Genomic DNA, 24,839 nt, shown 5'->3' on the forward strand with positions numbered 1-24,839 from the left:
GGGCTTGCCGGCTCGTCGTGCCCTGGGCAGCGCCGTACTCGTACGTTGGGCTCTTGTGGTGTCGTGCTGTGGCGCTCGGTGCCGCCCCGGCCTCATGTCCGTCCGTGTTCCAGCGCTGGGTGTTTGTTCGGGGACGGGTTACTCGCCGGGGCGGACGAGGCCGGTTTCGTAGGCGAAGACGATGGCCTGGGCGCGGTCACGCAACCCCAGTTTGGTCAGCACGCGGCCCACATGTGTCTTGACCGTCTGCTCGGCCACGAACAGCTTCTGGGCGATCTCCTGGTTGGACATCGCCTGGGCGACCAGGATCAGCACCTCCGTCTCGCGTTCGGTCAGCTCCTCCGGACGCCTCCCCGACGGCGGACGGGGCCCGCCCAGCCGGGCGAACTCGTGGATCAGCCGCTTGGTGATGGCCGGCGCGATGAGCGCGTCGCCGGCGGCGACCACGCGGACGGCCTCGGCGAGCTGGGCCGCCGAGGCGTCCTTGAGCAGGAACCCGCTGGCCCCCGCCCGCAGCGCCTCGTAGACGTAGTCGTCGAGGTCGAACGTGGTCAGGATGAGCACCTTCGACGCCGGGCACGCCGCCAGCACCTCCCGGGTCGCCTCCAGCCCGTTCATGACCGGCATGCGCACGTCCATCAGCACCACGTCGGGGCTCAGCGCGACGGCCCGCGTCACCGCCTCACGGCCGTCGGCCGCCTCGCCCACGACCTCGATGTCCGGCTGGCCGCTCAGGAACACGGTGAACCCCGTGCGGACCATCCCCTGGTCGTCGGCGATCAGCACGCGGATCACGCGGCGCCCTCCCTCTCCTCGATCGGCAGCCCTGTGGCCGGCCCGCTTGATGACTCGACCGGCGGTTCCGTCGGCAACGCGGCGCTCACCTGGTAACCGCCGCCGCGCGTGGGCCCGGCGTCGAGCGTGCCGCCGAGCAGCGCCGCGCGTTCCCGCATGCCCACCAGCCCCTGGCCCGCGCCGGGCGCCGCCGCGGGGGAGCGGCCGGGGCCGTTGGCGACGCGCAGGCGCAGCGTGCCGGCGTCGGCGGTGATCTCCACGGTGACGCTCGACCCCGGCGCGTGCCGCATCGCGTTGCTGAGCGACTCCTGCACGATCCGGTACGCCGACAACCCCACCGCGGGCGACAGCCGCCCGATCGACCGCCGCCGGTCGACCGCCACGGTCAGCCCCGCGTTGCGGGCGTTGGCCACCAGCTCCTCCAGCCGGTCGAGGCCGGGCTGCGGCGCGGTGTCGGTGCGGCCCTCGGGGTCGCGCAGCACGCCGAGGACCTGGCGCAGCTCGTTGATGGCCTCCAGGGACAACGCGCGGATCTCGGCCAGCCCCGCCTCCAGCTGGGACGCGTCGCCCGCGGCCCTGAGCGGCACGGCCTCGGCCTGGATGGCGATCACCGACATGTGGTGGGCCACCACGTCGTGCAGCTCGCGGGCGATGCGGGCGCGCTCCTCCAGCACCGCCTGCGCGCCCTCGGCCTGCCGGGTGCGCCGCTCCTCCTCGATGAGCAGGGCCGTGGCGTTGCGCCGGGCGCGCACGTTGTAGCCGAACAGCAGCACGACCACGGCCACGCCGGCCACCACCGGCGTCGAGTCGACGTCGACGGCCAGGCACAACAGGACGGTGAGGATCCCGGCCCCCACCGTGATCCGCCGATCGCAGCGCACGCCCACGGAATAGAGCGCCAGCAGGTACGCCACCCCCACCGCGACCGGGTAGGGCGCGTAGCCCTCGTCCTGCCCGATCGTGAGGCTGGCGCAGACGGCGACGGGGGTCAGCACGGCGGCCGCCCGCCAGGCCGCCAGCGGCCACCGGTTCCGCAGCACCACGGGCAGGCCGGCGGCCAGGGCCGCGAGGACGACGGCGCCGCCCCAGAGCGGCGCGGGATCGCCGGGCGTGGCGGCGGCCTGCTCGTTCCACTCCTGGGTCGTGGACAGCGTCACGCCGAACAGCTCCACGCCCAGCAGGAGCTCGGCGATCCGCAACAGGCTGTACGTCTTCACCGGGACCAGCGGCGCCAGCCATCGGGGCACCGGCATCCGCAGCCACCGGGAACGCGGCCGGGACGGGGGATCGGCGCTGCCCGTCAGCAACGCGAGCGTGAAGGGCCGCAGCACGGCCAGCGAGGCCCGCCACAGCGCCACGGCGAACCGCCCGGCCGCTCCTCCGGGCGACTCCGGAGGGCCGGTGCGCGCGTCGCCCCGGGAGGCGAGGGGCGCCGAGCGCCGGGCACGGTGATTCACCTGGTCAAGGATACGGAAAGGCGGGCGGCCGGACGTCAGACCAAGGTCTGATCCTGACGTCACCCTCAGGTATCACTTACAACATTACGATCGCCGTGAGCGAACATCGGCAAGGTTGGGAACAACAGCGCGCTCCAATGAATTGAGTCGGTATAACTCAACCCTTTGGAGTTCGCATGAGTGAGAGCTTGATCCTCCCGGTCCTGCCGCTCGACGACGAGGTCGTCCTGCCGGGCATGGTGGTTCCGCTGGACCTGTCCGACTCCGAGGTGCGCGCTGCGATCGACGCGGCCCGCGCGTCCGGTGGTAACAAGCCGCGGGTCCTCCTCGTTCCCCGGATCGACGGCCGTTACGGCGCCGTCGGCGTCCAGGCCGTGATCGAGCAGGTCGGAAGGTTGCCCGGCGGCGAGCCCGCCGCCGTGGTCCGCGGCGTCAACCGCGTGCGCGTGGGCACCGGCACCACCGGCCCCGGCGCCGCACTGTGGGTCGAGGCCGACACGATCGACACGGTTCCGGCCGGCGAGCGCGCCCAGGAGCTGGCCAAGGAGTACAAGGCCCTGGCCACCACCATCCTGCAGAAGCGCGGCGCCTGGCAGGTCGTCGACCAGGTCAACCAGATCGACGACCCCTCGGTGCTGGCCGACAGCTCCGGCTACACCCCGTGGCTGACCACCGCCCAGAAGGTCGAGCTGCTGGAGGCCGCCGACCCGGCCGACCGCCTGGCCAGGCTCATCGAGTGGTCCCGCGAGCACCTCGCCGAGCTCGACGTCGCCGAGACGATCCGCAAGGACGTCCAGGAGGGCATGGAGAAGCAGCAGCGTGAGTTCCTGCTGCGCCAGCAGCTCGCCGCGGTCCGCAAGGAGCTGAAGGAGCTCAACGGCGACACCGCCGAGAGCGAGGAGGAGGACTACCGGGCCCGCGTCGAGGCCGCCGACCTGCCGGAGAAGGTGCGCGAGGCCGCACTCAAGGAGGTCGACAAGCTGGAGCGCACCTCCGACCAGTCCCCGGAGGGCGGCTGGATCCGCACCTGGCTCGACACGGTGCTCGACATCCCGTGGAACGAGCGTACCGAGGACAACTACGACATCGCGGGCGCGCGGGCCGTGCTCGACGCCGACCACACGGGCCTCGACGACGTCAAGGACCGCATCATCGAGCACCTGGCCGTGCGCAAGCGCCGCCAGGACAAGGGTCTCGGCGTGGTGAGCGGCCGGCGCAGCGGCGCCGTCCTGGCGCTCGCCGGTCCTCCCGGGGTCGGCAAGACGTCCCTGGGCGAGTCGGTGGCGCGCGCGATGGGCCGCAAGTTCGTCCGGGTCGCGCTCGGCGGCGTACGCGACGAGGCCGAGATCCGCGGGCACCGGCGCACCTACGTCGGCGCCCTGCCGGGCCGCGTCGTCCGGGCCATCCGCGAGGCCGGCTCGATGAACCCGGTCGTCCTGCTCGACGAGGTCGACAAGGTCGGCGCCGACTACCGCGGCGACCCCACGGCGGCGCTGCTGGAGGTCCTCGACCCGGCCCAGAACCACACCTTCCGCGACCACTACCTCGAGGTCGAGCTCGACCTGTCCGACGTGCTGTTCCTGGCCACGGCCAACGTGCTGGAGGCCATCCCCGGCCCGCTGCTCGACCGCATGGAGGTCGTCACCCTCGACGGCTACACCGAGGACGAGAAGGTCGCCATCGCCCGCGACCACCTGCTGCCCAGGCAGCTGGAGCTCGCCGGGCTGACCTCCGAGGAGGTCAAGGTCGACGACGGCGCGCTGCGGCGGCTGGCCGGCGAGTACACCCGCGAGGCCGGCGTGCGCTCGCTGGAGCGGGCGGTCGCCAGGATCCTGCGCAAGGTGGCGGCCAAGGACGAGCTGCCCGTCACGGTCGGCCCGGACGACCTGGTCGGCTACATCGGCAGGCCGCGGTTCGTGCCGGAGTCGTCGCTGCCCGAGTCCACCCAGCGCACCTCCGTGCCGGGCGTGGCCACGGGCCTGGCGGTGACCGGGGCCGGCGGCGACGTCCTCTACGTGGAGGCGTCGCTGGCCGACCCGGAGACCGGCGAGACCGGCCTGACCCTGACCGGCCAGCTCGGCGACGTGATGAAGGAGTCGGCCCGGATCGCGCTGTCCTACCTGCGCTCGCACGGCGCGGAGCTGGAGCTGCCGGTCACCGCGCTGAAGGACCGCTCGGTCCACGTGCACTTCCCCGCGGGCGCCGTCCCCAAGGACGGTCCCTCGGCGGGCGTGACGCTGACGACCGCGCTGGCCTCGCTCCTGTCGGGCCGCCAGGTCCGCGCCGACGTCGCCATGACCGGTGAGATCTCGCTGACCGGGCGGGTCCTGCCGATCGGCGGCGTCAAGCAGAAGCTGCTGGCCGCCCACCGGGCGGGCATCACCACGGTGCTCATCCCGGCCCGCAACGAGCCCGACCTGGACGACGTGCCCGAGGAGGTGCGCAACGAGCTGACCATCCACGCGGTCAGCGACGTGCGCGAGGTCCTCGACATCGCGCTGACCCCGGCCGAGGTCGCCACCACGGTCGCGGCCTGACGCCGCGCCCGGGGGCTGCCCCGGCACCGCCCCGCCGCACCCGGATGCGGCGGGGCGGCTCCATGTACGGGGGCCTGAACGAACGGCGCGCGAGGGGCCGGGAACGAGCCGGTGAATCGGGTCAGTCGGTGAGCAGCAGCGACTCCAGTTCCGCCAGCAGCGCCATGACCCGGGCCGCGCGTTCGGGATCGTCGCCGACCGCCGCGCGCACCGCCTCCTCCACCGGCCTGGCCGCCCGGCGGTGGACCGCGGCCAGCGCCGGATCCGTCAGCGTGACCAGGGTGCGCCGCCCGTCGCCGGGGTCGGGTTCGGTCCGGACGAGGCCGCGCTCGCGCATCCGGGCCACCGAGGCCGACACGTGGCTCTGGACGAAGCCCGTCCTGGCCTGGATCTCGCCGACGGTGCCGCCCGGGTGGCGCAGCACGTCCTCGAAGACGGCCTCCTCGCCGGGGGTGAGGGGCGGGCCCTTGGTCTCGCCGGCCGCCGTCTTCGACAGCTCCACCAGCCGTCGTCCGAGCCTGCGCAGTCGTGCCACGTTCATGGTGGCCGATTGTATCGCTGGAGATGTATCGTCAGCGATATGAATGGGGTGGCGAGGACGGCGGTGGGCGCGGCCCGGTTACGGGCGCGCGAGAGCGAACGGCCCGACCGGCTGTTCGAGGACCCGTACGCGGGCGCCTTCGTGGCGGCGGCGGACGCCGGGTCGCCGGACGCGGGCCGGGGGAGCGGAGCGGGTGATCTCTTCGGCGCCCACCTGGTGTTCCGGACCAGGTTCTTCGACGACCACCTGAGCGGTTCCGGCTGCGACCAGGTCGTCCTGCTGGCCGCCGGGCTCGACGCCCGCGCCTTCCGGCTGGACTGGCCGCCGGGCGTGCGGCTGTTCGAGCTCGACCTGCCCGAGCTGCTGGCGTTCAAGGACGGCGTGCTGCGCGGGCTGGCCGCGACGGCGCGGTGCGAGCGCGTCCCGGTGCCGGTGGACCTGCGCGAGGACTGGCCGGGCAGCCTGCGCGCGGCCGGGTTCGACCCCGCGCGGCCGACGGCCTGGCTGATCGAGGGCCTGCTGATCTACCTGAGCCCGGCTGAGGCCGGGCGGCTCCTCGACGGCGTGTGCGCGCTGTCGGCCGCGGGCAGCAGGCTCGCTTTCGAGCACGACCCGGCCGCGGCCGCCGTGCTCGCCGAGCGGGTGCGCATGATGCCCGAGCTGCGGCGGATCGCCACCCTCTGGAAGGGCGGCCCGGGCGCGGACGCCGTCGCCCGGCTGACGGCCCGCGGCTGGCGGACGCGTACGGTCGATGCTTCCACCCTCGCCGCCCGGTACGGCCGCCCCGCCCCGCGCGGCGGTTTCCTCACCGCGGTGCTGAGTGACGCAGATCACCACAATTCCCCGGAATAGGAGTATGTAAAGGCGGCGTTAGCACCGGCGTGAACGAGGCATACGCGAACGACCACCGCGCCCACCGGGACGCCATGTGTTGTCGCATGCGTATGGGGCGAATGCCGGCCCGTTAGAGACCAGATCCCCGCCCGTTCTCCTCGAAGGTCACCATGATCCACACTTTCTGCTTCGTGCTGCGCAGGCTGAGCCACCTGCCGTTCCCTCCGGGCAGCCACTAGATCCCACCGCTCCGACGGTGATGTTCGTGTAAGGAAGCGGCCCGCCACCCGGCCGCTCTCACTCGTGGGGAAATTTCGTGATCCAGGCTTCCGGCCTGCGCAAGCAGTACGGCCAGACCGTCGCGCTCGACGGCGTCGACCTGCATGTGCGCGAGGGCGAGATCTACGGCGTGCTCGGCCAGAGCGGCGCCGGCAAGAGCACGCTGCTGCGCTGCGTCAACCTGCTCGAACGCCCCACCGCGGGCACGGTCACCGTCGCCGGGCAGGACCTGACCGCCCTGCCCGGCCGCGAGCTCAACCGCGCCAGGCAGCGCATCGGCATGATCCACCAGCACTTCGCGCTGCTGTCCTCGCGCACGGTGGCCGGCAACGTCGCCTTCCCGCTGGAGGTCATGGGCGTGCCCAGGGCCGAACGGCAGCGGCGCGTGGCCGAGCTGCTCGACCTCGTCGGCCTCCAGGGCCGCGGCGGCGACCGCCCCCACCAGCTCTCCGGCGGCCAGAAGCAGCGCGTCGGCATCGCCAGGGCGCTGGCGGGCAACCCGTCGGTGCTGCTGTCGGACGAGGCCACCTCCGCGCTGGACCCGGCCACCACCCAGTCGATCCTCGCCCTGCTCAAGCGGCTCAACGCCGAGCTTGGCCTGACGATCCTGCTCATCACCCACGAGATGAACGTCGTCAAGAGCGTCTGCGACTCGGTCGCGATCATGGCCGGGGGCCGCGTCGAGGAGTCGGGGGCGATCGCCGACCTCATCAGGACCCCCGGATCCCGGCTGACCAGGGAGATCTTCCCGCTGCCCGAGCCGGCTCCGGCCGGTTCCGTCACGCTCACCTTCACCGGTGACCCGGGCCGTCCGCTGGTCTCGGAGTTGGCGCGCAAGTTCGACGTGGACGTCAACATCCTCGGCGGCTCGATCGAGGAGCTGGCCGGCGGTTCGGTCGGCCGCCTGCGCGTGGCGCTGACCGGCGCGGAGTCGTCCTCGGCGCTGTCGTTCCTGCGGGAGTCGGGGTTGCTCGTCGAAGTCGCGGGGGAGGCCGCATGACCTGGGAAGAGATCGCGCCGCTGCTGTGGCCGGCCACGTGGGAGACCGCCCAGATGGTGGGCTGGGCCACGCTGTTCACCGTGCTGTTCGGGCTGCCGCTCGGCGTGGCGCTGGTGGCCTTCGACCGGGACGGGCTGCGCCCGCTGCCGGCGTTGAAGTCCGTGCTGGGGATCGTCGTCAACATCGGGCGGTCGCTGCCGTTCATCGTGTTGATGATCGCGATCATCCCGTTCACCCGGCTCGTCATCGGGACCACGATCGGCACCGCGGCCGTGGTGGTGCCGCTGACCGTGGGGGCCGTGCCGTTCTTCGCCCGGCTGGTCGAGACGGCGCTGCGCGAGGTCGGCACCGACGTCGTCCAGGCCGCGCAGGCCATGGGGGCGAGCCGGACCGCCATCGTGCGCAAGGTCCTGCTGCCCGAGGCGCTGCCGGGCCTGGTGTCGGGGCTGACCGTCACGATCGTCGCGCTCATCGGGTACTCGGCCATGGCGGGCACCGTCGGTGGCGGCGGGCTCGGCGACCTGGCCGTGCGCTACGGCTACCAGCGGTTCGAGACGCTCGTGATGATCGTGACCGTCGTCCTGCTCATCGTCATCGTGCAAATTCTGCAGAGTCTGGGCGACTGGGTCGCTCGGCGCATTTCACATAAGTAAGGGAAAAATCATGAAGATTCGCTCGATATTGGGTGCTGCTGCGCTGTCTCTGTTGCTCGCCGCATGCGGTACGTCGCAGTCCGCGACGTCCACCCCCGCCGCCGAGTCGGCCGACACGGTGCTGAAGGTGGGCGCGAGCGCCGTCCCGCACGGCGAGATCCTGAAGTTCGTCAAGGACAACCTGGCCCCGGCCGCCGGGCTGAAGCTGGAGATCGTCGAGTTCAGCGACTACGTCCAGCCGAACGTGCAGCTCGACGAGGGCCAGCTGAACGCCAACTTCTTCCAGCACAAGCCCTACCTGGACGACTTCAACGCCTCCAAGGGCACCAAGCTGAGCTTCGTCACCCCGGTGCACCTGGAGCCGCTCGGCCTGTACTCCAAGAAGATCACCTCGCTGTCGGCGCTGGCGGACGGCGCCACCGTGGCCGTCCCCAACGACGCCACGAACCTCGGCCGCTCGCTCAAGCTGCTCGCCGACAACGGCCTGGTCAAGCTCAAGGACGGCGCGGGCACCGCGGCCACCGAGCGCGACGTCACGGACAACCCCAAGAAGCTGCAGTTCAAGCCCCTTGAGGCGGCCCAGCTCCCGCGCTCGCTCGAGGACGTGGACGCCGCGGTGATCAACGGCAACTACGCCATCGAGGCCGGGCTCAAGCCCGCGAGCCAGGCGCTGGTGCTGGAGAAGACCGAGGGCAACCCGTACGTCAACGGGCTCGTCGTCCAGGCCGGCCACGAGAAGGACGCCAACATCGTCACCCTCGGCAAGCTGCTCCAGGACCCGAAGGTCAAGGACTTCATCAAGCAGAAGTACGAGGGCTCGGTGATCCCCGCCGAGTGATCCGCGCCGAGTGATCCGCGCCGAGTGATCCCGGCGTCGGCCGACGCCGAAGCCGCGGCTTCCCCACCGGGGAGCCGCGGCTTCGGCGCGCCCTAGCGCCGCCGCCGACGGACCGAATACTGTTCTAATATGTACCCGGGAGCCATCGCAGCCGTCACCCCCGACAAGCCCGCTGTGATCATGGCGGGCTCCGGGCAAATCCTCACCTACCGCGAGCTCGAAGAGGAGTCCAACCGCCTGGCCCACGCCTTCCGCGCGGCCGGGCTCAGGCCCGGCGACCACGTCGCCTTCATGCTCGCCAACCACCCGCTCTTCCTGGCCGTCGCCTGGGCCGCGCACCGCGCGGGCCTGTACTACACGCCGATCAGCTCCCGCCTGCAGACCGACGAACTCGCCTACATCGTGGACAACTGCGGCGCCCGGGTCTTCATCTCCAGCGCGAACCTGGCGGAGGTGGCCACCTCGATCACCGACGCCACGCCGCGGGTGGAGCTGCGGCTCATGCTCGACGGCCTCGCCGAGGGCTTCGCCTCCTACGAGGAGACGGTGGCCGGCTGCCCGGTCACCCCGATCGCCGACGAGTGCCAGGGCGCCGACATGCTCTACTCCTCCGGCACGACCGGGCGTCCGAAGGGCGTCAAGGTGGCCGCCTCGCTGGCCCCGCTGACCGAGTCGAACACGCTGGTCCGGCTCATCCAGGCGCTGTTCGCGCCGTCGGCCGACAGCGTCTACCTCTCGCCCGCGCCGCTGTACCACGCCGCGCCGCTGCGCTACTGCCTGTCCTTCCAGCGGCTCGGCGCCACGGTGGTGGTGATGGAACGCTTCGACCCCGAGGAGTACCTGCGGCTGGTCGAGCGGTACGGGGTGACGCACTCGCAGCTCGTCCCGACGATGTTCATCAAGATGCTGAAGCTGCCGGAGGAGACCCGGAAGAAGTACGACCTGTCGTCGCTGGTCTGCGCCATCCACGCGGCCGCGCCGTGTCCCGTGCCGGTCAAGGAGCAGATGATCTCCTGGTGGGGGCCGGTGATCCACGAGTACTACGCGGGCACCGAGGGCAACGGCTTCCTCTACGTCGGCTCCCAGGACTGGCTGGAGCACAAGGGCACGGTCGGCCGCTCGCTGCTCGGCGTCGTGCACATATGCGACGAGGAGGGCGAGGACCTGCCGCCGGGCGAGCACGGCACGGTCTACTTCGAGAACGGCGCCCGCTTCGAGTACCACGGCGACCCCGACAAGACCCGCTCGGCGCAGGACCCGAAGGGCCGGGGCTGGACCACCCTCGGCGACATCGGCTACCTGGACGCCGACGGTTTCCTGTACCTCACGGACCGCCGCTCGTACATGATCATCTCGGGTGGGGTGAACATCTACCCGCAGGAGGCCGAGAACGTGCTGGCCGTGCATCCCAAGGTGGCCGACGTGGCCGTGTTCGGCGTACCGGACGAGGAGATGGGGGAGCAGGTCAAAGCCGTGGTCCAGGCGATGACGGCGGCGGAGGCGGGGCCGGCGCTGGAGGCGGAGCTGATCGCGTACTGCCGGGAGCACCTGGCCCACTACAAGTGCCCGAAGTCGGTCGACTTCCGCGACGAGCTTCCGCGCCACCCGACCGGCAAACTCTACAAACGCCTCCTGAAGGACGAATACTGGCCCGCCCGCACCTGACCGCCCCGGCCGCCCGGGTCGAGGTCGGTGCCTCGACAACGCCGCTCTGGCCGCCTAGGGTGCGGGCCATGACGGAGCGTCTCACCATGGCCCGGTGCGAGTGCGGCGCGGCCGCCGGACCGCTGGGCGCCTGCGTGGACTACTACCACGCCGTCCTTGCCGAAGAGCAGGCCGATCCCGGCATGTACCGGTGGCACGCGGTGGTGGTCTGCGCGTACTTCCTGCAGCATCCGTCCGGGGCGCACCCGAAGTACCTCGACGACCAGTTCCGCCAGTTGCAGCTCTGCCTGGACCGGGGGCTGGACGCGCTGCTTCGCGTGGGAGCCCGCCAGGTGGCCAGGAACAGGCACGGGGCGCGGCCGGCCCACGACCCGGATCCGTTGTCGGCGTACGCGCCGCTCCCGCCGGGCGGGCCGCCCCGGCACTTCCGCGCCACGTTCAGCGACCTCCCGGTCCGCGACGGCAGCTTCGTGTCCGACGGCCATCCGGCCTACGGCCGGCGCATCGAGACGATCGCCGCGGCCACGGTGGAGTCCTGGCGCTCCCTCCAGGCATGACCCCCCGGGGCGGAGGCCGTGGCCCCTCGTTGACGGATCGGGGACCCGGCAGCTATCGGATCTTGATCTCGGGATGGCAGCCTCTCGACCCGTGACCTCTTCAGCAGACGAGCCCGCCGACGACCAAGTCCCCGTCCAAGTCCCCGTCCTCGTGGCGTCCACCGGAGGGGACGGTGACCCCGCCACGGCGGTGCGCGTGGTCGGCAACGTGGCCATCTTTCTGGGCCTGGCGCTGTCGGTGCTCACCATCGTCACGCCGTGGCAGGACGAGCCCACCGCGTGGCTGCTCGTCTACCTGGTGATCGCCCTGGGCGGCTTCGCCCTGCGCATCGAAGCGGCCGTCCGCGCCCGCCGCCGGTGAACCCACCGCCCGGCTGCGCCGCACCCCGTACGAACGTGGTTTGTAGATTCTTTTCTGCTTTTATGGGCCGAAGTCCGACCCGTGAGCAGCGCGGATAAGGTGTGAGTGAGTCGTCTCACAGAGTTCCGATCACCGCCTTAACCAGGTCTTACGCACCTCTTGGCACCCTTGAGTCATAGGGACTTGAGGGAGATGACAGATGAACGCGAACGAGCCTCGCGAGCAGGGCACCGGTGGGTGGAGCCAGTTCGGCGCCACCCCGCCGGCCGCCGGGGGCTTCCCCCGGCGGGACACGATCGTCATGGAGCAGCCGCCTCCTCCTCCGCCGTCCACCCCCGTCAAGGCGCGGCTCAACGCCGGGCAGAAGGCCGTCGCCGGGCTCGCGCTGGCCGCGATGGCCATCGGCGGCGGTGTCGTGGGGGCCGCCGTCGCGACCGCGTTCCAGCCCGAGCCGCAGCAGGTGGTCAGCGCGCCGAGCCCGGTGCTCAGGGCCGCCTCCAACCAGCTCTCCACCGCTGAGGTGGCCGAGCGGGTGCAGCCCTCGGTGGTCATGATCCAGGGGCAGACGGGCGAGGGGTCGGGGGTCGTGCTCTCCGAGGACGGCCTCATCCTCACCAACAACCACGTGGTCGTCGGCGCCTCGCAGGGCGGGGGTCAGATGACGGTCAAGTTCAGCGACGGGAAGACGGCCAAGGCCAAGGTCGTGGGCACCGACCCGGCCACCGACCTCGCGGTCATCAAGGCCGAGGACGTCTCGGGCCTGACCAAGGCCACGCTGGGCGACAGCGACCAGCTCAAGGTCGGCGACGACGTGCTGGCCATCGGCAGCCCCCTCGGCCTGGACGGGTCGGTCAGCAGGGGCATCGTCAGCGCCCTGAACCGTACGCTCAAGCTGGGCGGCGAGCAGCGTCAGCAGCTTCCCCCCGGGTTCGGCGGCGAGCAGCAGGCCCCGGTGGAGGGAACCACCATCGGCGACGTCATCCAGACCGACGCCGCCATCAACCCCGGCAACTCCGGCGGCGCGCTGGTGAACGCGGCGGGCGCGCTCGTCGGCATCAACACCGCCATCGCCTCCGACGCGGCCGGTGGCGGCGTCGGCTTCGCGATCCCGGTCAACACCGCCAAGCAGGTCGCCGAGCAGCTCATCAAGAGCGGCAAGGTCAGCCACGCCTTCCTCGGCGTGAGCGTCACCGACGCCACCGGCGACGTGCCCGGCGCGCTGATCCGGCAGGTGACCGCGGAAAGCCCGGCGGCCAAGGCCGGGCTGCAGGAGGGCGACCTCATCACCAAGATTGGGGACACACCTGTTGACTCAGGCGATACCGTTGTTGGACAGGTCAGAGGTTTCAAACCGGGCCAACAGGTCAAGATCACATATATGAGGGACGGTCGGTCCGCGGAGGCCACCGTCACCCTCCAAGAGAAGAAGTAAACACAAGGACCCCCTCCCGGAGACGGGTGTGCCGTTGAGATCGCTGCGGACTCGGCGGCACACCCCCCCATCAGGCGAAACGCCGACCCTCGTCACGGCGGTACGCCCACGTCGCGGCGGCCGCCGCGATCACCGTCCAGACGCCCAGCATGATCAGCGCGATGCCGTCAGGGCGGGCCCCCGAAATGGCCGCCCAGATCAGCTCGGCCGCGCCCCTGGACGGAACGTACGGCGAGACGGCCTCCACGATGTCCGGCAGGATCTGCGGCGGCAGGATCAGCCCGCCCACGATCGCCACGGGGAAGAAGACGATCTGCGCCACCGCGAGCGCCGCCTTCGACGGCAGCGTCAGGCCGAGGAACAGGCCGATCAGCATGAACGGCACCCCTCCGCCGACCAGCGCGGCCAGCCCCAGGGCCAGCCGGACCGGCGTGATGACCGCCTCGGTCAGCAGGGCCGCGACCACCAGCACCGGCACCACCGACAGCAGCATGAGGACCACCGTCGAGACCATCCGCCCGGCCAGGCGCGGGAACGGCCCGGCGGGCAGCGTGCGCGTGTAGGGGTCCCAGGGCTGCTCGCGATCCTGCGAGACCGACGCGCTGAGCCCGATCACCGCCGAGGACATGGCGCCGAAGAACATCAGCGCCCCCGTCGCCGACGTCGCCGCCGCCGGGTCGCCGCCCGCGAACGGCACCACGAACGCCAGCATCGAGATGGCCGGGAACATGGAGCTGGCCAGGATCCCGATGGGCACCCTGAACTGCTCGACGAGCTGCAGCCGGGTGTGGGCCACGATCAGGCTAGACATGCGCGCTCTCCTTGGGGGGCGAGGTCGAGGTGATGGTGAGGAAGGCCTCCTCCAGCGTGGTCGGCCTGACCTCCAGCCCCGAGAACGGGACGCCGCTGCGCACCAGCTCGACCACCAGCCGGTCGGGATCGGTGGTCAGCAGGCTGACGCGGCCTTCCTGGCGTTCGGTGCTGAGCACGCCGGGCAGCTCGGGCAGGTCCCCGGCGTCGAGCGAGACGCGCCGCACCCCCACCATGTCGCGCACGGCCCGCACGGTGTCGTCGGCCAGGACGCGTCCCTGCCCGACGACGACCACGCGCTGGGCCAGCGCCTCGATCTCCTCCAGGTAGTGGCTGGTCAGGACGACCGTGCCGCCTTCGGCGTGGAAGGCCTGGATGCCGTCCCAGAGGGTGCGCCTGGCCTCGACGTCGAGGCCGGTCGTCGGCTCGTCCAGGAACACCAGGCGCGGGCGGCCGGCGAAGGCCAGCGCCACGGCCAGGCGCCGCTTCTGGCCGCCGGACAGCCCGCCCACCTGCCGCTTGACCAGGTCGCTCAGGCCGAAGCGGTCGAGCAGTTCGTCCCTGCCGAGCGCGTCGGGGAAGTGGGCGCGCACGAAGTCGGCGATCTCGCCGACCCGCAGCGACTCGGGCAGGCCGGTCTCCTGCGGGGTCACGCCGATGCCCCGGCGGATGACGGGATCCTGGGGTGAGCCGCCGAACAGCTCGACCGTGCCGGAGGTCGGGCGGCGCAGCCCGACGAAGAGGTTGATCAGGGTGGACTTGCCCGCGCCGTTCGGGCCGAGCAGGCCGACCAGCTCTCCTGCCCGGATGTCGAGCGAGACGCGGTCGAGCGCGAGCACGTCCCCGTAGCGGCGGGTGACCTCCACCGTTCTGGCGAGGGCCGTCATGGGGTTCCTCCAGCGTTGTCGAGCAAGGCGCGGATCGCCTTGGTGTAGTCCTCGAAGGCCAGCCGTCCGCGCTGGGTGAGCGCGACGTAGGTGACGGGGGTGCGGCCTTTGTGGGTCTTGGTGATGCGGACGTAACCGGCGTCCTCCAGCTTGGTCAGGTGCACCGAGAGGTTGCCGGCCGTCATCCCGAGCAGGTCCTTCAGCGAGGGGAAGGCGATCTCGTCGCGCCCGCCGAGGGTGTTGAGCGTGGCGACCACCCGCAGCCTGGCCTGCGCGTGGATCACCGGGTCGAGCTCGGGGACGGCCCCGTCGGGGCTCACATCCGCCGCCGCAGCACGACGCCGGCCGCGATGTAGCCGCCGCCGGTCAGCACGGCCGTCAGCAGCGCGTGCCAGCCGGCGCCGAGCATGACGCCCACGCCGTTGACCACCGCCGCCCACACGCCGACGAAGAACATCGGCCAGTACGTCCAGATCGCGCCGCCGGCCATGTAGAGCAGCGCGACGAGCATCATGAATCCGCCGCCCCACAGCAGGCCGCTCTCGGCGGCCGGGAGCTGGGGGCTGAGGCGGATGGCGAGCACCGTCATGGAGACCAGGCCGGCCGCCCAGGCGTAGCCGTACATCATGCCCTTGGCGGAGGTCTCGCCGCGGACCTGCGCCCCCATCTTCACCATGCCGAAGATCGCGATCGCCCCGGCCAGCGACATGCCCGCGAACAGCACCATGAGCGCCTGCGGGCGGGAGATCGGCGCGTAGGGGACGCCGTCGAGGCCGTAGTGCAGGAACAGCGCCGTGAAGCCGAGCAGCCAGGCCACGCCCCAGGGCACGTAGAGCAGCACCGGGTCGCCGTGCAGGCGCCGGACCGTGGCGGAGCGCTGCTGCTCGATCAGCCGCAGCGTCTCCTCGGGAGTACGCGCCCGATCGTCGTCAACCATGCCAACTCCTCTTACCCGCAAACAGGTTTGCATCATAAACCTGATGGCGGCGCAAACTCAAAGCGAGGGCAAGAGGAACGGCTACCGCCGGGTCAGCGCCTCGGACTCCCACAGGTCGCGGTAGTACCCGGGCGCCGCCACCAGCTCGTCGTGCCGTCCGCGCTGGACGACGCGGCCCTCATCGAGCACCACGACCTCGTCCACCGACTCCAGGCCCTTGAGCCGATGGGTCACCAGCACGGTGGTGCGGTCGCGGATGACGTCCAGCAGGTCGGCCATCAGGCGGTCGGCGGTCTCCTCGTCGAGCGCCTCGGCGGGCTCGTCCAGCAGCAGCACGGGCGGGTCGTACAGCAGCGCCCTGGCCAGGGCCAGGCGCTGGAGCTGGCCGCCGGAGACGGTCCTGCCGTCCTCGCCGAGCTCGGCGTCCCAGCCGGTGCGCTCGACCCACGGGCCGAGCCTGGCCTCCCGCACGGCCGCCGTCAGCCGCTCGTCGCCGGCGTCCGGCCCGGCCAGGCGCAGGTTGTCGCGCAGGGTGGTGCGGAAGATGTACGGGTCCTGGGTGAGGCCGGTCATCAGCGTGCGGACGTCGTCGCCGGACAGGTCGCGCAGGTCGGTCCCATTGACGCGCACGCTTCCCGACTCGGGCTCGACCAGGCGCATCAGCGCGGCCAGCAGCGTGCTCTTGCCCGCCCCGCTCGGGCCCACGATCGCCACCCGGCGGCCGGGGGTCAGGCGCAGGGAGACGCCGTCGAGTGCGGGGCGCGCGGCGTCGGGGTGGCGGACGACGAGGTCGTCGACCTCGACCGTCAGCGGAGCCGACGGCACGGGCGCGGGCGCGGCCGGCTCGGTGACGGCCGGCGCGGCGGCGCGGACCTCGCGCAGCCGCCGGATCGCTGCGGTGATCCCGGCCATCCGCTCGCCCGCCGCCGCCAGCGGCAGCACCGGCTCGAACGACACCAGCGCGGTCAGCGCGAGCACCGCCGTCGCGACGGAGCCGGCGCCCGCCCCCTGGGCCAGCAGCACGATGGCCGCCACCGTCAGGCCCTGGGCCAGCGTCCCGACCGCCAGGGCGGCGGCGTGCACGCGCGACTGCCGGCGCTCCAGCGCGGCCAGCGCCTCGTCGGCGGACAGCGCGCCGGACAGCGCCCGCTCGCCCGCGCCGTAGGCGGCCAGGTCGGCCGAGCCGTGCACGAGGTCGGCCACGCGGGCCGCCAGCGCGGCCCTGGCCGGCGCGATCCGGGCCGACCAGCGGCGCGCGGCGGCGGCGGTCGCGGCCGGCAGCAGGACGCCCGCCACCACGAGCCCGGCCACCAGCACCAGCGCGGTCAGCGGCAGCACGAACAGCCCGATGGCGACCGCGGCCAGCCCGGTCAGCAGCGCCGCGGCGGCCGGGAGCAGCGCGCGGACCAGCAGGTCCTGGACGGCCTCGGTGTCGTCCACCATGCGGCTGAGCAGGTCGGCGCCGCCGTGGCGGGGACGCTGGGGCGGGACGAGCGCCTGGTAGAGCCGCTCGCGGGTGCCGGCCTGGGCGCGCAGGGCCACGTCGTGGCCGGTGAGCCGTTCGGCGTAGCGGAAGACGCCCTTGCCGGTCGCGAACGCCCTGGTCGCCACGATGGCCACGCTCAGCGCGGCCAGGGACGGCTGCTGCGCGGCCCTGGTGATCAGCCAGGCGGCGGCCGCGATCAGCCCCAGCCCGGCCAGGTCGGCGGCCGCCCCGGCCAGCACGGCCCAGGCCAGGCGGGTGCCCATGCGCCGGTTCATCGCGCGCTCCCCTCGGGAAGGGAGACCGCGCTCTGCGGCTCCCGTTGACCGTCGCCGTCCGGGTGGGCCGGCGGCCGGTCGCGGGTGGTGTCGGAGACGACGCGGCCCTCGTGCACCCGCACGATCCGGTCGGCGAGGTCGATCATCGCGGGCCGGTGGGCGACGATGACGGCGGTGCGCCCCCGCGCCAGCTGCGCGGTGGCGGCCACGACGGCTGCCTCGCTGCGGCCGTCGAGGCGGGCGGTGGGCTCGTCGAGCAGCAGCGCCGTGGCGTCCGGGCGGCAGAAGCCGCGGGCCAGCGCCACGCGCTGCCGCTGGCCGGCCGACAGGTTCGCGCCGCGCTCGCCGACCACGGTGTCGAAACCCTGGGGCAGGCCGTCCACGAAGTCGGCGTGCGCGGCGGCGGCCGCCCGCCGGACCTCCTCCAGGGTGGCGCCGGGCGCGCCCAGCCGGATGTTGTCGGCCACGGAGGTGGTGAACAGGTGGGGCCGCTGCGGCACGTACGCCAGGGCCGCCCGCCAGCTGTCCAGGTCCAGCTCGCGCAGGTCGGCGCCGTCGACCAGGACGCGTCCCTCGGACGGGCGCAGGAAGCCCAGGACCAGGTGGAGGAGGGTGCTCTTGCCGCCGCCGCTCTCGCCGACCAGCGCCACCCGCTGGCCGGGCGCGATGGTGAGCGTCACGTTCTCCAGGGCGGGCTCGTCCCTGCCGGGGTAGCGGACGGTCACGTTCTCCAGGCGGATCTCCGGCGCGCCCTGCCCGTCGTACGGGCGGGCCGGGCCGGACGGGTCGCCGGCGGCCTCGTCCAGGACGGCGAAGGCCGCGTCGGCGGCGGCCACCCCCTCCATGGAGGCGTGGAACCGGGTCCCCATGGCCCTCAGCGGCAGGTACGCCTCCGGCGCCAGCAGCAGCACCAGCAGCGCCGTCGTCAGGTCCAGCGAGCCGCCGAGCAGCCGCAGCCCGATCGGCACCGCCACCAGCGCCAGCGACAGCGACGCGCACAGCTCCAGCACCAGCGACGACAGGAACGCCACCCGCAAGGTGCGCATGGTCGCGCTGCGGTGGGCGTCGGCGACCTGCCGGATGACCGTGGCCTGGTAGCGGGCCCGCCCGAAGGCGCGCAGCGTGGGCAGCCCGCGCACCACGTCGAGGAAATGCCCGCCGAGCCGCGACAGGGCGTGGAACTGCCGCTCGGTGACGGCCTTGGTCGTCATGCCCACCAGCGCGCCGAAGACGGGGATCAGCGGCAGCGTCACCAGGACGATCACCGCGCTGCCCAGGTCGGCGGCGAACAGCCGGACCAGCACGGCCACCGGCACCACGGCCGCCACCGCGATCGAGGGCAGGTAGCCGGTCAGGTAGGCGTCGAGGCCGTCCAGGCCGCGGCCGGTCAGCGTGACCAGCTCGCCCGACCGGTGACCGGTCAGCCTGGACGGCCCCAGCTCGCCCAGGCGGGCCAGCAGCCGGTGGCGCAGCGCGGACTTCACGCCCGTCGCGGTGCGCCCGGCGAAGACGCCCTGCGTCCAGGCCAGCAGCGCCCGGACGCCCACGACGGCGGCGAGCGCCCCCAGCGCGGCGGCGGTGAAGCGGCCCGACAGCACGCCGGCCAGCAGCTCGGCCTGCGCGAGCACGAGCAGCCCGGCGAGCACGGCCGCGACCATGGTGACGGTCAGGTGGCGGCGCACCGAGCGCTCGGCCCGCATGAGCCGCAGAAGATCCTTATGCACGTGGCCTTCAGAAGAACGAGGGGAGCGGGATGGCGCCCTTACCTGGCCGGAAAGTCCGCCATACCCATACTTGCGCGCCCAGCATGATCGGCGCGAACGGCAACGCCATGACACTGAGCACATTCAACGTAGTCGCCGGCGCGCTGTGCTCCAGCAAGTACGGCATGGCCCCCGCCAGCAGGCCGATCGCGGGCAGCGCTGCCACCAGCCCGGACAGCAGCAGCGCCCGCCCCGACCGCACGGCCCCGAACGCTCCCGGCTCCCGCCAGGCCAGGAACATCCACCCGTGGAAGGCGAACAGCAGCGTCACCAGCACGCCCAGCAGCACCCCGACCGGATTCACCGGCGAGGAGGCGAACCCGGTCGCGGCGGCGTGCAGCGCCATGCCCCACCCGAAGGACAACCCCAGCGACCCGAACGCGATCATCGCGTCCCAGAAGCCGCGCCACCTCGCGCCGTCCAGCCGCCGCCGGAACCACAGCCCGGCGTCGCGCACGATCCAGCTCAGCAGCATGGCCACCACCAGCGGGTACAGCCCGAACAGCACCTCGCCCTCCAGGCGTGGGTACACCCCGAACAGCGTCCCGGCCACCGCCACCAGCCACACCTCGTTGGCCAGCACGAACGGCGCCATCGCGGCCACCATGCGGTCGCGGTTGCCGCGCGTCCTGCCCAGCACCGGCAGCAGCAGGCCGACGCCGAGGTCGAAGCCCTCCAGGGCGAAGTACCCGGCCAGCAGCACCGCGAAGAACAGGAACCAGATCACTTCCATGTCAGCACTCCTAGTAGCTCAGCGCCGGGGCGGGCTCGGCGCCGGCCGGGACCGCCCCGAGGTCGAGGTCGCGCGGGCCGCGCCGGACGACCCGGGCGATGAGGACGTAGTCGACGACCGCCAGCAGCCCCAGCACGCCGGCGAACCCGATCAGCGAGGCCGTGACCATGCCCGAGGTCAGGCCGGGCGTCAGGGCGTCGGCCACGGTGAGCTTGTGCCAGACCATCCACGGCTGGCGGCCGATCTCTCTTGCCATCCAGCCCAGGATGGCCAGCGCGAACGGCACCGGGGTCATCACGATCAGCACGAGGTGCGTCCACCGCCAGCGCGGCAGCCAGTAGATGAGCGGCAGGAGCACGAACAGCAGCACGAACGCCAGGAGCTGGCCGATCTCGATCATGAGCCCGAGCGGCACCCCGGCGCCCGCGTCGCCGTCGAACTTGCCCTCCTGGACGCCGCCGAACTGCGCGTACCCGAAGCCCAGGGCCAGGAAGGCGCCGACCGCCGCCACGCCGACCCCCGTGCGCAGCGACTTGGTGAAGAACAGCGTCTCGCGGGTGCGCCGCCGCAGCTGGTACGCGCTGGCCCCGGCCAGCACCAGGCCGCCGGTCAGCAGCCCCGCGCCGATGACGTGGGGGAAGGAGAAGACCAGCGTCTTGTTGGTGAGCAGGGCGCCGAAGTCGACCAGCTCCAGCCGGCCGTTCCTGACCACCGAGCCGGCCGGGTTCTGCAGGAAGGAGTTGGCGACCATGATGAAGAACGCGCTGGCGTACGCGGTCAGCGTCACCAGCCAGATGCAGGCCAGGTGCAGCCACTTGGGCAGCCGCCCCCACCCGAAGATCCACAGCCCCAGGAACGTGGACTCCAGGAAGAAGGCCACCAGCGTCTCCATGGCCAGCGGCGCGCCGAACACGTCTCCGGCGTAGTGGGACAGCCCGCTCCACGACAGCCCGAACTGGAACTCCATCACCAGGCCGGTGACGATGCCCAGGGCGTAGTTGATGACGTAGATCTGCCCCCAGAACCGCGTCATGCCGCCGTGCAGCGCGCTGCCGGAGAGCACGTGGCGGGTGTGCATGAGCGCCACGACCGGCGCCAGCCCGAGCGTGAGCACGACGAACAGGAAGTGCAGGCTTCCCGTCACGGCGAACTGCGTGCGGGCGAGTTCGAGTACGTCCATTCGATCGACTCCGTTGTTGTGTCTACCTACATATAGGCAGCCTACATGTAGACTGGCTACATGGCGAACGGTTGTCTAGGATCAGGAGCATGAATCCAGACGCGCTGCGCGGGCACATGGACGCGTTGCTGCTCTCGGTGCTGGAGCGGGAGCCGCTGCACGGCTACGCGATCATCGAGGCGCTCCAGGAGCGCAGCGGGGGCGCGCTGAGCGTGCCCACCGGCACCGTCTATCCGGCGCTGCGGCGGCTGGAGCGGGTCGGCTACCTGGCCAGCGAGTGGGCCACGGTGGGCGGGCGCAAGCGGCGCACGTACCGGCTGACCGACCCGGGCAGGAAGCAGCTCGAAGGGGAGCGGTCGGCCTGGCGGGAGTTCACCAGCGTGATCGGCGGCGTGCTCCAGGCCGACACCCGGGCCGACGTACGGGCCGAGGCGCGAGCCTCAGGCTGACGGAGCGGCGGTGGGCCGGCGGGTGCGGCTGACCCGCAGGCAGCGCGTGGCGCCGTAGATCTGCAGGCCCCAGAACGCGGTCGTGACCAGGTTCGCCAGGAACGCGGGCAGGTAGCCGGTCATCGTGCCCGGCCCGGGCGGGCTGTAGGACAGCGCGAGGCTCATGGCGCCACCGAGCGGCAGCATGCCCCACACGACGATGCCCAGCGACCTGGTCACCAGGTGCGGACGGCGGATCCAGCGCGCGCCCCGGCCCAGCGCCAGCAGGGCGAGGCCGCCGTACAGGCCGGTGGCGAGCTGGCAGATGTCGAGCAGCTTCGAGATCAGGTGGTACCAGGCCGGACGGCCCACCCACAGCGCCGGGTCGGCGGGGTAGGTGCGCCACACCATCGACCACATGAGCGCGGTCAGCGGGACGCTGATGAACAGCAGCAGACCCAGCCGCCGCCCGGCCACGGCGGTCAGCTCGCTCTGGTAGCCGGGGGCGATCTCGGTGACCGGGCCGAACTCGGCGACCGCCAGCCGCTCGGCCTCGGCGCGGTCGAGGCCGTCGGCCTCCAGGGCGTCGGCGGTGTCGGACAGGCTGTCGCGGGCCTCGACGACCAGGTCGCGCTTCGCGCCGGACGGGCCGGAGAGCGCGCGATCGAGGTCGGCCACGTAGTCGTCGATCCGCATGATCCCAGTTTACGGAGTGAGCCGCCGATGGCCTATCAGGGAAGTCCCCGATATTTCACGCCGCGACTTGATATGTCGGAAAAATCCTACGTATAGTGTCCGACATGCTGATTTCCGGGATCCTCACCGTCACCGTGCCCGTCGCCGACCAGGCACGGGCGCTCGACTTCTACACCGGCGTGCTCGACTTCGAGGTGCGCACCGACAACCCGTTCCCCATGGGCCGCTGGCTCACCGTCGCCCCCAAGGGTGCGGCGACCACGCTCCTGCTGGCCTCCTGGTTCCCCGACATGGCCCCCGTCGGCGGACTCGTGGTGGCCGCGCCCGACCTCGACGCGCTGGCCGCCCGGCTCGCCGCGCACGACGTCGCCTTCGAGGGGCCGAGCGAGCAGGCGTGGGGACGCCAGCTCCTCTTCCAGGACCCCTTCGGCAACGGGTTCGTGGTCAGCCAGGCATGACCGCCGACCACGTCTTCACCGCGCTGGCCAGCCCGGCCCGGCGCGAACTGCTGCGCCTGCTGCTCCAGGAGGGCCCCCAGCCCGCCGGACGGCTGGCAGAGCGCTTCGACATGAGCCGGCCCAGCGTCTCGGAGCATCTCAAGGTGCTCAAGGACGCCGGGCTCGTGGCCGAGGCCCGCAAGGGGCGCGAACGGCACTACCAGCTGGAGGCCGAGCCGCTCATGGAGATCCGCGACTGGCTCACCCCGTACGAGAGGTTCTGGCGCGAGAAGCTGACCGGCCTGTCGGCGCTGCTCGACGAGATGGAGGAAGAGGATGGCTGAGGACCGGACCGCGATCAGGCTGGACGAGTTCCTCAAGCACCCGCCGGCCAAGGTGTGGCGGGCGCTGACCGACCCCGAGCTGATGGCCCGCTGGCTGATGCCCAACGACTTCCGGCTGGAGGTGGGCCACCGGTTCACCTTCACCACCCAGCCCAGGAAGGCGGTGGGGTTCGACGGGACGGTCCACTGTCAGGTGCTGGAGTTCGAGGCGGAGAAGCTGCTGCGGATCAGCTGGAGCGACCGCAAGCAGGCCGACTGGACGGTCACCTGGCGGCTGGTGCCGGAGGGCCGGGGCACCCGGCTGTTCCTCGACCACGAGGGCTTCGACCCCGACGACCCCACCCAGCAGCTCTCCCGCCGGATCATGGGCGGCGGCTGGCCCCGGCACTTCACCGTCATCGAAGACCTGGCCGCCACCCTCTGAGCCGGGCCCCTACATGGGCGGCAGCTCGCGGGTCAGGCGCGAGCTCCACGGGCACCAGTGGCCGCCCGGCAGGAACGCGCCGCCCGCCTCGTCGAGGTGCTCCTCCACGTACGTCATGCTCGCGTCGCAGACCTCGATGGCCATGTCGAAGAAATTGATCGTCTCGGGCTGCAGGTGGTAGCTCCACCGGGCGTTGTAGGCGACGGGCCGCTTGACGATGCGGCCGTGCACGTGCGGCCGCTCGTCGGTGGCGCCGGACAACAGGTCGCGGGCGTGCCGGATGGAGGCGGGGTCGGTGAGCTGCATGACGAACCGGGACCGGCCGTCGGTGTCGGTGAACTCGAAGGACGCCTCTCCGGCCGCCTGGGCCGGGACGGCTCCCGCCGCGGCGAGCAGGACGACGGACGCCAGCACAGCGCTGATCTTGGTGACGATGCGGGGCACGGGGGACACCTCCGAAACTGTCGGCCGCACTCTGCGGCTCGTCACCCAAAGTAATCGGATGAATGCGCAAAGTCACTAGGACGGAAGCCGGAGATGGGCCATGACCTGCGCGGCCACCTCCTGCGGCGGCCGGCCGTCGGTGTCCAGGCGCACGTCGCCCGCCCCCGCCCGGTCGAGGGCGGCGGCCTCCCGCGCAGCCCGCCCGGCCACGGCCCGCAGGGCGTCCGGGCCGAGCCCCCGCAGCTCGTCGCCGGGCATCGCCGGGCCGCCTCCCCGGCCGCGCAGCAGCACGCGTTCCAGCAGCGTGGCGGGGGAGGCGTGCAGCCGGAACACGGTCGGGGTCAGGCCGGGAAGCAGGGTGGTGCAGGCGCGGACGGTCTCGTCGGAGTCCGCTCCGCCGGAGACGACCAGGCATCCGGCCCCGGCCGCCCGGTACCCGTCCCACAGCGCGGCCAGGCCGTGCGCCCTGAGCCGGCGGCCCTCCTCCTCGGTGGACGGGCGCAGCGCGGCGATCTGCCGCAGATCGACGTAGGCGGCCCGGACGCCCGACCGGTGGACGCGGCTGAAGACCTCGTAGCCGACCGTCGACTTCCCGGCCGCCGTCGCCCCCGAGAACCACACCAGGGGAACCGGCACGCCGGAACCGACACCCCCGCCCGGATCGGCCGGGGCGGGCGCCGACTCGGTGGCGGGGACGGGCGGCGGCCAGCCGCCCAGCCGGTCGAGCACCAGCCGGGCCGTCTCGGCCACTGTCCGGCCGCCGGTGTCCACGCACAGGTCGGTGTACCGGCTGCGGTCCTGCTCGACGGCCTCGGCCACGGCCGCCTCCACCAGGTCCGGACGCCAGCCCCGCCCCAGGAACCGCTCCCGCAGCTCCGCGTGGGGCACCCGCAACCGGCACACGGTGAACGCCGCGCCGGGCAGCAGCGCGGTGTACTCGCCGACCTCCTCGGGCGTGTCCACGAACCCGGCCAGCACCAGGCAGCGCATCCCCGCGCGCCGGAACCCGGGCCACAGGGCCGCCAGGTTGCGCGCCCGCAGGCGAT

At 72.4% G+C, this 24,839-nt stretch carries 27 protein-coding genes; 13 read left to right on the top strand and 14 right to left on the bottom strand.

Annotation, left to right across the window (positions count from 1 at the left end; translation table 11 throughout):
• Positions 1-138 precede the first annotated feature (138 nt).
• Positions 139-795, bottom strand: coding sequence for a response regulator transcription factor (locus tag ACWCSD_RS20735; protein WP_358293127.1), 657 nt, complete (start codon positions 793-795; stop codon positions 139-141).
• Positions 792-2,252 (bottom strand): sensor histidine kinase, encoded by a 1,461-nt coding sequence (locus tag ACWCSD_RS20740; RefSeq protein ID WP_449916954.1) that lies wholly within the window; start codon positions 2,250-2,252, stop codon positions 792-794. Before ACWCSD_RS20740 ends, ACWCSD_RS20735 begins: the two co-directional genes overlap by 4 nt.
• A 176-nt stretch (positions 2,253-2,428) precedes the next feature.
• Between ACWCSD_RS20740 and lon the strand changes: the two genes are divergently transcribed.
• Positions 2,429-4,789 carry an endopeptidase La gene (lon, locus tag ACWCSD_RS20745; RefSeq protein WP_358293121.1) on the top strand — a complete coding sequence of 787 codons (2,361 nt, stop codon included), beginning with the start codon at positions 2,429-2,431 and terminating at the stop codon, positions 4,787-4,789.
• A 121-nt stretch (positions 4,790-4,910) separates the two neighbouring features.
• Here lon and ACWCSD_RS20750 read toward each other — a convergent pair whose 3' ends face one another.
• Positions 4,911-5,330, bottom strand: a complete 420-nt coding sequence (locus tag ACWCSD_RS20750; protein ID WP_397164264.1) for a MarR family winged helix-turn-helix transcriptional regulator — start codon at positions 5,328-5,330, stop codon at positions 4,911-4,913.
• 39 nt (positions 5,331-5,369) lie between these two features.
• Between ACWCSD_RS20750 and ACWCSD_RS20755 the strand changes: the two genes are divergently transcribed.
• The 8 genes from ACWCSD_RS20755 to ACWCSD_RS20790 all read left to right on the top strand — a co-directional run bounded on the left by ACWCSD_RS20755 (position 5,370) and on the right by ACWCSD_RS20790 (position 12,949).
• Entirely contained in the window at positions 5,370-6,182 is an 813-nt protein-coding gene (locus ACWCSD_RS20755) for an SAM-dependent methyltransferase (protein WP_449916958.1), read from the top strand.
• A 298-nt stretch (positions 6,183-6,480) separates the two neighbouring features.
• Positions 6,481-7,443: a methionine ABC transporter ATP-binding protein gene (locus ACWCSD_RS20760; RefSeq protein ID WP_397164268.1), complete on the top strand. Its 963-nt coding sequence runs from the start codon at positions 6,481-6,483 to the stop codon at positions 7,441-7,443.
• Positions 7,440-8,096: a methionine ABC transporter permease gene (locus ACWCSD_RS20765; protein ID WP_352329100.1), complete on the top strand. Its 657-nt coding sequence runs from the start codon at positions 7,440-7,442 to the stop codon at positions 8,094-8,096. Before ACWCSD_RS20760 ends, ACWCSD_RS20765 begins: the two co-directional genes overlap by 4 nt.
• Positions 8,097-8,106: 10 nt before the next feature.
• Entirely contained in the window at positions 8,107-8,934 is an 828-nt protein-coding gene (locus ACWCSD_RS20770) for a MetQ/NlpA family ABC transporter substrate-binding protein (RefSeq protein WP_397164269.1), read from the top strand.
• A 129-nt stretch (positions 8,935-9,063) separates the two neighbouring features.
• Positions 9,064-10,599, top strand: coding sequence for an AMP-binding protein (locus ACWCSD_RS20775; protein ID WP_449916963.1), 1,536 nt, complete (start codon positions 9,064-9,066; stop codon positions 10,597-10,599).
• Positions 10,600-10,667: 68 nt separating this feature from the next.
• The gene (locus tag ACWCSD_RS20780) at positions 10,668-11,156 is read left to right on the top strand and encodes a DUF5946 family protein (RefSeq protein ID WP_449916965.1); all 489 of its coding nucleotides are present in this window, start codon (positions 10,668-10,670) and stop codon (positions 11,154-11,156) included.
• 91 nt (positions 11,157-11,247) lie between these two features.
• Positions 11,248-11,517 carry a hypothetical protein gene (locus ACWCSD_RS20785; RefSeq protein WP_397164272.1) on the top strand — a complete coding sequence of 90 codons (270 nt, stop codon included), beginning with the start codon at positions 11,248-11,250 and terminating at the stop codon, positions 11,515-11,517.
• Between the two features lie 199 nt (positions 11,518-11,716).
• Positions 11,717-12,949 (top strand): S1C family serine protease, encoded by a 1,233-nt coding sequence (locus tag ACWCSD_RS20790; protein WP_397164273.1) that lies wholly within the window; start codon positions 11,717-11,719, stop codon positions 12,947-12,949.
• A 70-nt stretch (positions 12,950-13,019) separates the two neighbouring features.
• On the opposite strand, the gene ACWCSD_RS20795 is transcribed toward ACWCSD_RS20790, so the two are convergent.
• From ACWCSD_RS20795 to ACWCSD_RS20830, 8 genes are all read right to left on the bottom strand, one after another.
• Positions 13,020-13,760 (bottom strand): ABC transporter permease, encoded by a 741-nt coding sequence (locus ACWCSD_RS20795; protein ID WP_364333811.1) that lies wholly within the window; start codon positions 13,758-13,760, stop codon positions 13,020-13,022.
• The gene (locus ACWCSD_RS20800) at positions 13,753-14,646 is read right to left on the bottom strand and encodes an ABC transporter ATP-binding protein (RefSeq protein WP_397164275.1); all 894 of its coding nucleotides are present in this window, start codon (positions 14,644-14,646) and stop codon (positions 13,753-13,755) included. Before ACWCSD_RS20800 ends, ACWCSD_RS20795 begins: the two co-directional genes overlap by 8 nt.
• The gene (locus ACWCSD_RS20805) at positions 14,643-14,966 is read right to left on the bottom strand and encodes a winged helix-turn-helix domain-containing protein (protein WP_352328377.1); all 324 of its coding nucleotides are present in this window, start codon (positions 14,964-14,966) and stop codon (positions 14,643-14,645) included. Before ACWCSD_RS20805 ends, ACWCSD_RS20800 begins: the two co-directional genes overlap by 4 nt.
• Positions 14,963-15,583 carry a hypothetical protein gene (locus ACWCSD_RS20810; RefSeq protein WP_397164276.1) on the bottom strand — a complete coding sequence of 207 codons (621 nt, stop codon included), beginning with the start codon at positions 15,581-15,583 and terminating at the stop codon, positions 14,963-14,965. The genes ACWCSD_RS20805 and ACWCSD_RS20810 overlap by 4 nt, the downstream gene beginning before the upstream one ends.
• A gap of 81 nt (positions 15,584-15,664) precedes the next feature.
• A complete protein-coding gene (cydC, locus tag ACWCSD_RS20815) occupies positions 15,665-17,344 on the bottom strand; it encodes a thiol reductant ABC exporter subunit CydC (RefSeq protein WP_449916971.1) in 1,680 nt (559 codons plus the stop codon).
• Positions 17,341-19,068: a thiol reductant ABC exporter subunit CydD gene (gene cydD / locus ACWCSD_RS20820; RefSeq protein WP_449916973.1), complete on the bottom strand. Its 1,728-nt coding sequence runs from the start codon at positions 19,066-19,068 to the stop codon at positions 17,341-17,343. The genes cydC and cydD overlap by 4 nt, the downstream gene beginning before the upstream one ends.
• 7 nt (positions 19,069-19,075) lie before the next feature.
• Positions 19,076-19,840, bottom strand: coding sequence for a cytochrome d ubiquinol oxidase subunit II (locus ACWCSD_RS20825; protein WP_449916975.1), 765 nt, complete (start codon positions 19,838-19,840; stop codon positions 19,076-19,078).
• Positions 19,841-19,850: 10 nt separating this feature from the next.
• Positions 19,851-21,020 carry a cytochrome ubiquinol oxidase subunit I gene (locus tag ACWCSD_RS20830; protein WP_387669868.1) on the bottom strand — a complete coding sequence of 390 codons (1,170 nt, stop codon included), beginning with the start codon at positions 21,018-21,020 and terminating at the stop codon, positions 19,851-19,853.
• Between the two features lie 89 nt (positions 21,021-21,109).
• Between ACWCSD_RS20830 and ACWCSD_RS20835 the strand changes: the two genes are divergently transcribed.
• On the top strand, positions 21,110-21,469 hold the full coding sequence (locus ACWCSD_RS20835) for a helix-turn-helix transcriptional regulator (protein ID WP_449916978.1): 360 nt from the start codon (positions 21,110-21,112) through the stop codon (positions 21,467-21,469).
• Here ACWCSD_RS20835 and ACWCSD_RS20840 read toward each other — a convergent pair.
• Positions 21,461-22,144, bottom strand: a complete 684-nt coding sequence (locus ACWCSD_RS20840; protein ID WP_449916981.1) for a permease prefix domain 1-containing protein — start codon at positions 22,142-22,144, stop codon at positions 21,461-21,463. The genes ACWCSD_RS20835 and ACWCSD_RS20840 overlap by 9 nt on opposite strands.
• Before the next feature lie 104 nt (positions 22,145-22,248).
• Between ACWCSD_RS20840 and ACWCSD_RS20845 the strand changes: the two genes are divergently transcribed.
• The 3 genes from ACWCSD_RS20845 to ACWCSD_RS20855 are packed head-to-tail and all read left to right on the top strand — an operon-like array spanning position 22,249 to position 23,349.
• Positions 22,249-22,602, top strand: a complete 354-nt coding sequence (locus ACWCSD_RS20845) for a VOC family protein (protein ID WP_387669864.1) — start codon at positions 22,249-22,251, stop codon at positions 22,600-22,602.
• Entirely contained in the window at positions 22,599-22,925 is a 327-nt protein-coding gene (locus tag ACWCSD_RS20850) for an ArsR/SmtB family transcription factor (RefSeq protein ID WP_358293072.1), read from the top strand. Before ACWCSD_RS20845 ends, ACWCSD_RS20850 begins: the two co-directional genes overlap by 4 nt.
• On the top strand, positions 22,918-23,349 hold the full coding sequence (locus tag ACWCSD_RS20855; RefSeq protein ID WP_352351748.1) for an SRPBCC family protein: 432 nt from the start codon (positions 22,918-22,920) through the stop codon (positions 23,347-23,349). The genes ACWCSD_RS20850 and ACWCSD_RS20855 overlap by 8 nt, the downstream gene beginning before the upstream one ends.
• A gap of 9 nt (positions 23,350-23,358) precedes the next feature.
• Here ACWCSD_RS20855 and ACWCSD_RS20860 read toward each other — a convergent pair whose 3' ends face one another.
• A complete protein-coding gene (locus tag ACWCSD_RS20860; protein WP_449916986.1) occupies positions 23,359-23,793 on the bottom strand; it encodes a BP74-related protein in 435 nt (144 codons plus the stop codon).
• A 75-nt stretch (positions 23,794-23,868) separates the two neighbouring features.
• Positions 23,869-24,839 (bottom strand): hypothetical protein (locus ACWCSD_RS20865; RefSeq protein WP_449916989.1); only part of this gene is annotated, 971 nt, incomplete at its 5' end.

The organism is Nonomuraea sp. NPDC001684 (assembly GCF_053596515.1).